At 39.4% G+C, this 1,601-nt stretch carries 2 protein-coding genes; both read right to left on the reverse strand.

Annotated features, from left to right (window positions below; genetic code table 11):
• Positions 1–174: 174 nt before the first annotated feature.
• Positions 175–816, reverse strand: coding sequence for an Imm59 family immunity protein (locus tag A3GS_RS12505; protein WP_018365181.1), 642 nt, complete (start codon positions 814–816; stop codon positions 175–177).
• Positions 813–1,601, reverse strand: a 789-nt coding sequence (locus A3GS_RS12080) for a glycohydrolase toxin TNT-related protein (protein ID WP_156808900.1), incomplete at its 5' end; no start/stop codon positions are given. The genes A3GS_RS12080 and A3GS_RS12505, both read right to left, overlap by 4 nt.

Below are 1,601 nucleotides of genomic sequence, written 5' to 3' on the forward strand. Positions count from 1 at the left end.
CCTCCACACACATTCCTAGAGCCATTCTGTAAAATAAGGGAAATGATTTTTAAACTCTAGTTCCACTTTAGACCAAGTCTAGCCTAGCTATTCATCGGTAAATGAAGAATAGTACTCTTTCTCTCACATTATACCAAAATTACCCAGCCATACGGGGCTGAGTAAGCGAAAAATCTATTCTGGCAAAACAACTTTCAAGCTCATATCAGTTGATTGTAAAACCTTCTGGACTTGCGCTAGAAATGCCAAGCCATTGTCTGACGGAGCATATTGGAAAGTGATATTGATAACCTTCTTATCAAAGTTATCTCCATACTTTTCCACATACTGCTTGGTTTCGATAAAGTGAATGTAGTTATTGATTTTTTCTTGAAGTTTGAAAAGGTGGTCTTGTTCATCTTTAACAAACCAATGATTGGGATCCGCAAGAAGCAATTCTAAAGCTCCATCGACAACTCCTATTGCATCGATCGTATCGGTAACCAATTGGATAGCGTACTTATCCCAAAGAGGAGATGGATAGTCTGAATATCCCCATTTTTCCACATCGTATATTGAAGCTCGAATTTCTAACTCCATCTGTTTAATAAATTCAGCCTTAGCTGACTCAAAATTATCAAATATCCCAGGATTACCGTCAAGACTACCTCTTTCCCCACTAGTTTGAATTAAATACTTCCCATCCTTTTCAAATAAGTGTATCGCAAACGGAACACGATTAGTTGTATCAAAGAGGACCACACGAATCGTTTCCCAGCCTCTTTCTTCAATAATTTTTTCTATTTCAGCTTTTTCTTTTGAAAATTTATCTATCATGGCAATATCTCCCTCACAAAACCTAAATCGATGTAAAATTGCAATGAACCCCCAAATTGAATCTGGGTTCCTCCACCTGCTCCGAATACTGTATCAATAGTCCCGATATAGTTACTCGCAAGATCGGATAAATTCTTTCTTCTCTTAGCAAGCTGAACATCAAGTTCTATTTTACTAGAATCAGGTAAATTATCATACGCTTTCTGTATATTTTCCATTGTAATATCTGTTGTAATTTCGTATTGATGATATGCCTGATAACTTTCGGGATAAGGCAATCCTCGGGTGTCATAATCAAGAATAACTCCATCAACTACTGGGCTTGTAAAGGCTCCATGTGGACTACCAAAACGGTCAATTACCTCACCCGCCCTTAAAACGACTTCTGTCTTATCAGCGCTGCCATCAGCTTTAAGTACAAATCCATCCTCAGGTGGCCAATTAATGGTTCCGTCTGCTTTCAAATAGTCCAGCGACCTAACAGGAACGGGGTTGCCGTTAAAGTCTGTTGATTTGGACAGATAAGCGTTCTCCCCATTTTTTAGGGTGATGACCTTAAACGAGTTTCCATGTTTATCAATAACAATGTCATTCGTCTTCTGTGACACCACATCAATCTGTGTTCCAGGCTTGATTTCGGTACCACCAGTAAAGGCACCTTTACCTTTTCCTACAACGGTTCCACCATATTTAGATAAGGCCTCTAGCAAGGCCTGACGGCTAACAGACAAACCTCCGGTTGCTGTTGTGTAATCCTGAATGCGGATATTACCCGCTTCATCAAA

This window comes from Streptococcus caballi DSM 19004, from assembly GCF_000379985.1.
Lineage (GTDB): Bacteria > Bacillota > Bacilli > Lactobacillales > Streptococcaceae > Streptococcus > Streptococcus caballi.

Bases quoted from the DNA above. Each gene is read 5' to 3' on its own strand.
- A3GS_RS12505 (WP_018365181.1), bottom strand. From the start codon at position 816: ATGATAGATAAATTTTCAAAAGAAAAAGCTGAAATAGAAAAAATTATT.